The organism is Butyrivibrio sp. (assembly GCF_024699075.1).
The window spans coordinates 1-6,449 of record NZ_JAILQF010000155.1 but is presented as its reverse complement, the minus strand read 5'-3'; the positions used below and the strand labels follow the sequence as shown (position 1 = coordinate 6,449).

Annotated in this window: 6 protein-coding genes; 2 read left to right on the top strand and 4 right to left on the bottom strand. The window is 36.9% G+C overall.

Features of this window, described 5'->3' with window-relative positions; genetic code table 11:
• Nucleotides 1–224: 224 nt before the first annotated feature.
• The 3 genes from K6G87_RS06020 to pseB all read right to left on the bottom strand — a co-directional run bounded on the left by K6G87_RS06020 (nucleotide 225) and on the right by pseB (nucleotide 3,220).
• Complete coding sequence (locus tag K6G87_RS06020) at nucleotides 225–770, bottom strand: GNAT family N-acetyltransferase (protein ID WP_296834959.1); 546 nt, start codon at nucleotides 768–770, stop codon at nucleotides 225–227.
• Nucleotides 771–837: 67 nt separating this feature from the next.
• Nucleotides 838–2,178 carry a sugar phosphate nucleotidyltransferase gene (locus K6G87_RS06015; RefSeq protein WP_296834957.1) on the bottom strand — a complete coding sequence of 447 codons (1,341 nt, stop codon included), beginning with the start codon at nucleotides 2,176–2,178 and terminating at the stop codon, nucleotides 838–840.
• A gap of 46 nt (nucleotides 2,179–2,224) precedes the next feature.
• Entirely contained in the window at nucleotides 2,225–3,220 is a 996-nt protein-coding gene (gene pseB / locus K6G87_RS06010) for a UDP-N-acetylglucosamine 4,6-dehydratase (inverting) (RefSeq protein WP_296834955.1), read from the bottom strand.
• 293 nt (nucleotides 3,221–3,513) lie between these two features.
• Between pseB and K6G87_RS06005 the strand changes: the two genes are divergently transcribed.
• Together K6G87_RS06005 and pseC are read left to right on the top strand one after the other, a co-directional pair.
• A complete protein-coding gene (locus tag K6G87_RS06005) occupies nucleotides 3,514–4,602 on the top strand; it encodes an SGNH/GDSL hydrolase family protein (RefSeq protein ID WP_296834953.1) in 1,089 nt (362 codons plus the stop codon).
• Nucleotides 4,603–4,647: 45 nt separating this feature from the next.
• Complete coding sequence (pseC, locus tag K6G87_RS06000) at nucleotides 4,648–5,844, top strand: UDP-4-amino-4,6-dideoxy-N-acetyl-beta-L-altrosamine transaminase (RefSeq protein ID WP_296834952.1); 1,197 nt, start codon at nucleotides 4,648–4,650, stop codon at nucleotides 5,842–5,844.
• A gap of 173 nt (nucleotides 5,845–6,017) precedes the next feature.
• On the opposite strand, the gene K6G87_RS05995 is transcribed toward pseC, so the two are convergent.
• Nucleotides 6,018–6,449, bottom strand: a 432-nt coding sequence (locus tag K6G87_RS05995; protein ID WP_296834949.1) for a right-handed parallel beta-helix repeat-containing protein, incomplete at its 5' end; no start/stop codon positions are given.

Genomic DNA, 6,449 nt, shown 5'->3' with positions numbered 1-6,449 from the left:
ATGCATAAGGGATCCTGTCACCATGCTCATATTCTTTTTTAGTATGATATTTGTCGCAGTAAGCTCTAACAGAATTTAATATCTCCTGCCTTGCTTCCTGCTCACTCATATTCTCAAACATTTCAAAGCTCCTGCCAAAGCCATAATATTTCAGAACCAATATCCCTATGCATATCCATGTGTTTCAATATACGGTTCTGTAATTAAGCATTATATGAAATCATTTAATTCTCAATATCCGTATTCAGAATAGACATAAATATTACTGTTCTGTATTCACCATTAAGCTTTACCATATCCCTGAACTCGCCCTCTTTATGAAAACCTACGCTGCTATAAGTTCTGGCAGCTGCAGCATTACCCTTTACAAGGCGAAGCTGTATACGGTGAAGTCCAAGAGTTTCAAAACCAAATTTTACAAACAGAGATGTTATCTCCTTGCCATAGCCCTTGCCTCTTGCATCGTCTTCACCTATAAAGATTCCAAACTCAGCACTGTCATAAGCTTCATTGACATCTCTATAGTAAACTGAACCAATAGGCTTTTGGGACCTCTTTTCTTCAACTATATACTGAATGACCTGACCTGTCTCTACCTTACTATGCATCCAATTCTCATGCATTTCTTTAGTGAACTTCTCTCTAAAGATAAAGTTCTGAACTACAGACGGATTATTCCTCCATTTAACGATTCTATCCGTATCATCAAATGTTATAGGTCTAAGTATTAAGTTTTTACCGGTAATTGTAGGTAATTCAGATTTAATCATTTAAATAGAATCTCCATCTATAGCAGATAATCAACAGGTCTAAAATCTATTATTTAGAAATATACCTTTAAAATTCAGGGAATGTATATTTAATCTTATCTTCAACTGTAATCTCATGTCCCATCTGAACTTCTATTATCTTCATATGAGTTTTAGCGATCACTGTATGCTTACATCCTGCAGGCATACTTATAACATCTCCCTCAGAGACGTCTCTTCTCTTACCATCAAGTATGACTACTCCTTCACCAGACATTATAGTCCATACTTCATCTCTATGCTCATGGCTATGATAATTGAGCTTATGTGATGGCTTAAGCTCTACTCTTATAGTCATAGCTTCAGGCTGAACGTCTATAACTGTAAAGCTTCCCCAGGACTTCTCTGCATACCTGATATCCTGGTCCATCTTCTCAACGAATGGCTTGATATAGCTTGACTGAGTCTTATCAGATACAAGAATACCATCGTTGGATGCAGCGATTATCATATGCTTAAGCCCCATTCCAAGAATAGGTACATTAAGCTCATTAACTATATTACTGTCTTCACAGGTATCGTCCATCTGAGCATTACCTATGATCTTATCAGGCATCTCTTCAGCAAAAGTATTCCAGGAACCTATATCCTTCCACTGGCCATCATATCTGACAACTCCGATAGAAGACTCATGCTCAACTACTGCATAATCAAAGCTTATCTTATTAGCATTTTCATATCCTGAAGATAAATCCTTAAAGTCTTCAAAATCCAAAAGCTCATGAGCCTTTGAAAGAAGATATCCAAGTCTGAATGCAAATACACCACAGTTCCATAATGCGCCCTGCTCGAGATACTTCTTGGCTGTTTCAAGATCAGGTTTTTCTTTGAATTCCTTAACACTACTTATATGTTCCTTATTATCAGGGATAATATAACCATACTTCTCACTGGGATATGTAGGTTCAGCTCCCATAAGATTAAGAGAATATGTACCTTCCCTTGTCATCTTATCTAGCTCTTTGAAGCATTCAAAATACTCTCTGTCAACATACGGATCTACTGGACATACTATAACAGTATCGTCATTGCTTACATTCTTCTCATAATGAAGGAAACTTGCTGCAAGAGCTATAGCCGGAAATGTGTCACGTCTTGCAGGTTCTACGCATACAGAAACCTTATCTCCAAGCTGATTTCTTATAGCTGATACCTGATGACGACTTGTAGCGATAGTAACATCAGCGCTCTCATCAGCTTCCTTGATCTGACGATATACACGCTGAACCATTGATTCAAGATTCTCAGGATCCGTAGTATCCTCTGCCCCATCTTTATGGAACATCTTTATAAACTGCTTTGAACGAATATCATTAGAAAGTGGCCAAAGACGTTTACCGCTTCCGCCTGATAATAAAACTATATGCATTGTAAAACTCCAATCCCCTATTTATCACTTAATATTTTTATAATATTTAATGCTTATCAAGATCTGTCTTAAGTTTAGCCTGAAGCTCTTCTACAGTCATGAATACCTCGTTATTGCCTGATGTATACTCAAATCCAGACTTTACAAGCTTTCCTCCAGGAACAATCATAGAATCACTCCACCAGTTATAGTGAGGATAGATAATATAATTCTTCTCATATTCATATGTACGAGCAGAATCTTCTGCAGTTATCATGATCTCATGAAGCTTCTCACCTTCTCTTATTCCAACTTCCTTAAGCTCACAATCAGGCTTCATAGCTTTAGCAAGATCTGTGACCTTAAAGGAAGGAATCTTTGAAATAAATGTCTCTCCGCCTTTACTGTCTTCAAGAGCCTTGATAACAAGTTCAACGCCCTGCTCAAGACTTATCCAGAAACGAGTCATACGAAAATCTGTAATAGGAAGCTCTGCTCCACCATTGTCTATAATATTCTGGAAGAAAGGAATTACAGAACCACGTGATCCTGCAACATTACCATAACGTACAACAGAAAATCTCGGACCACCTTCTCCTGAATAAGCATTAGCTGCACAGAAAAGCTTATCTGATACAAGCTTAGTGCCACCATATAAGTTAATAGGATTAACAGACTTATCTGTAGAAAGGGCTACAACCTTCTCAACATTTGCATCAAGACATGCATTAATAACATTCATAGCGCCATTAATGTTAGTCTTTATAGCTTCGTTAGGATTATACTCACATGCAGGAACCTGCTTAAGAGCAGCAGCATGAATAACATAATCAACGCCCTTCATAGCTCTGTGAAGACGTGCTTCATCACGTACATCACCTATAAAGAATCTAAGGATATGGCTATACTCCTTATAATCATTCTGCATATTGAACTGCTTAAATTCATCTCTGGAATATATAATGATCTTCTTTGGTTTGTAATGTGCCAGAACATAATCAACAAAGTGATGACCAAATGATCCTGTACCACCAGTTACAAGAATTGTTTTGTTATTTAACATATAAATTTCTCCTTAGTCTTCGCAGGAATTAATTATAATAATTTGCGTGAAATCTTACCTTATAAAATATCTGAAGGCAAAAACACAGAATATTATAGCAACATTATACGATATTTGCAATTTGCAGACACCAGTAATAAAAACTATAATAATGAAGATATTTTGCTTACAGGTGGTTTTAAGTTTCAACACATATTATATTATCTGATAAACATAATATCCATGTTAAAGGCACTAGTTTTAGATAAGGTACGCCAACCAGCAATATATTCAATTAAGAAAAGGACGTGAATATGAAAAAAAAATTAAAGGCACTTATTCCTATATTAACGATAACATCCATGATAGTAGGATGCAGCGATGATACAACACTCAAAAGCGATACAACAGGAACTATAACACCTACAGATGCTCCAACTTCTGACGCATCTGAAAGCTCTTCTACAGATGAATCAGCTTCTTCAAATGCTTCTAGTACTGCAAACTCTGCAAATTCTGCATCTGATGCATCAACTTCAGCCTCTACCACAGACACTTCTAATGAATCATCCACAGAAGATTCTGAGGAATCTATTACCAATTATGATTCTTCTCTTCCAACAGTAGTATTCCTTGGAGATGACCAGTTTGACCTTGGAAGAAGCGACAATACATCGATTTCAGATTATGTTGAATCCCTTCTTGAAACTAATGCAAATGTTATAAATCTTGGTTGCAGCGGAGTAACAGCAACAACATCACTTGGAACAACCAATGATACCAGTATGAATTTTGTAAATGTTGCCAAATTTCTTAACGGTCAGATGGATGATACTTTCTTTAATAACTTCCCTGATGCTAAGGAAGAAGCATTTATATTTGACCCAGCTGATGTAGATTTCTACGTTGTAGAATATGGAATCAATGACTTCCTTCAAGTTAAAGACCTCTCTAATGAAGAAATAAAAACAGATACAACCTGTTATACTAACGCAATTGAAACAGGGCTTGGTCTTCTAGTTCAGGCAAGCCCTAATGCCAAGATAGTACTTTGTAGCCCGGTTTATTCCATGTTCTATGCAAGTGATAACTCTTCTCTTGGAAGCGGAAATGTCTATTCTAATACGTTCGGAAGCTACATGGACTACTGTGCTGGTTGCTTGCAGCAAGGCTCACTTTACGATTGTATTTCTTTCGATGCATTTGGCAGTGCTATGATGAATATTAACGATCAAAACGTAAGTGAATATATGGAAGATGATGGTAAACACTTATCCCGTGCAGGAAGAAATACTTTTGCAGCTGTTGTTGCCCATATGATCAATAAACAACTTGGTTTTGATAATACAGAAATAGAAGTAGCTTATGATATAGATGATTACAAACTTGACAGCGAAAAATAATTCTACTAATAATAAAATCTAAATCTTGAAAGGATTTATATATCAATGGAAAAGTTAGCAATAGAAGGCGGAAATCCAGTCCGTCCTGAAAAACTCTATTATGGACGTCAATGGGTCACAGAAGAAGATACAGAAGAGGTTAAAAAAACCCTTCTTAGTGATTATATAACCTGTGGCCCCAAAGTAGATGAAGCTGAAAAGATGCTCTGTAAATATACTGGAGCAAAATATGCAGTGGTAGTATCTAACTGTACAGCAGCTCTTCATCTCGCAGCAGCTGCTGCAGGAATTGGCAAGGGAGATGAACTTATAACAACTCCTCTTACATTTATGGCAAGCGCCAATTGCGCTCTTTACTGCGGCGGAAAGCCTGTATTTGCAGATATCAATCCTGATACTTACAACATTGATCCTGACTCCATAGAAGCTCATATCACTCCTAATACCAAGGCAGTTGTAGCTGTAGACTTTACAGGCCAGGTTGTTGAAGCTGACCGTATAAGAGAGATCTGTGACAGACATGGTCTTGTATTTATAGAAGATGCCGCACATTCAATAGGATCAAGCTATGATGGAAAAAAGGTCGGTTCTATTGCAGACATGACATGCTTCTCCTTCCATCCTGTTAAAACAGTTACCTGCGGCGAAGGAGGTGCTATCCTCACTGACAATAAAGAGTATTATGAGAAGCTTCTTCTTCTTCGTTCACATGGAATGGAACATGATGAAAGCAAGATGCTTGAAGGTCCTCACGAAGGAATCTGGTACTATGAACAGCAGATGCTTGGATTCAACTACCGTATGACAGATATACAGGCTGCACTTCTTTGTAGCCAGCTAAGGAAGATCGATTCATTCATAGCAAGAAGAAAAGAAATTGTTGCAAAGTATGATGAAGCATTTAAGAACATACCTGAAATAATAGTTCAGAAAAACGCTCCAAAATCAGATACATCAAGACACCTTTACATCATACAGCTGGATCTCGATAAGCTAAATTGCACACGTCGTCAGTTCTTCGATGCAATGAGTGCCGAGAACGTTCAGTGCCAGGTTCACTACGTACCGGTTTACTGGTTCCCATATTATAAGAGCCTTGGCTATAAAAAAGGCCTGTGTCCTAAGGCAGAGAAAGTCTACAAGGGAATAATGAGTATACCGCTCTATCCAAGACTCACTGACAAAGACGTAGATGATGTAATCCATGCAGTTACTAAGATCGTAGAAAACTACAGAAAATAAATACCGAAATTATTTAATCAGATTTTCAAACATTCTGCTCATTGATTAAAATTCATTTATAAAAATACCGGATGCAGCTTCATATATCAACTGCATCCGGTTATTTTTTACTTACATAAAGCTCATCATTTCATCTTCAAGCTTATCAATTTATCTTCTTACTATCTTTACTATCATTGTCCTTTCTTAAGATTTACAACAGTACCATTTAAACTTGTATCATCAAATGTGACACCAAGTCCTGAATAATTACCAAAAAAGCCATTAAGCTCGCATCCGATAAATCTCACGTCACTTGCAGTAACATAAGTAAGATCATATGGATTATAGTGAGTCATAAATACCATATATTCAGAATCATCCTTGTTCTGGTATGCCGTCATAATAGTATCCTTTATAAGTACATGCTCACATACCTTATCACTTGAGTCAGAATTAGGTTCTATATATACACAGCACTGTGGTGCTGTCCCATGGGCATCATATAAAACGCAATCTGTAATAGTGATTCTATCTGCATCTGTTAATGATATATTATTTCTTCTGTTATCGAATATCTCGCAATTACTGATCACTACATCTGTACATCCAAAATATTTCTGAGA

Coding starts and splice junctions, on each gene's coding strand:
- K6G87_RS06020 (WP_296834959.1), bottom strand. CDS start 770: ATGATTAAATCTGAATTACCTACAATTACCGGTAAAAACTTAATACTT.
- K6G87_RS06015 (WP_296834957.1), bottom strand. CDS start 2,178: ATGCATATAGTTTTATTATCAGGCGGAAGCGGTAAACGTCTTTGGCCA.
- pseB (WP_296834955.1), bottom strand. CDS start 3,220: ATGTTAAATAACAAAACAATTCTTGTAACTGGTGGTACAGGATCATTT.
- K6G87_RS06005 (WP_296834953.1), top strand. CDS start 3,514: ATGAAAAAAAAATTAAAGGCACTTATTCCTATATTAACGATAACATCC.
- pseC (WP_296834952.1), top strand. CDS start 4,648: ATGGAAAAGTTAGCAATAGAAGGCGGAAATCCAGTCCGTCCTGAAAAA.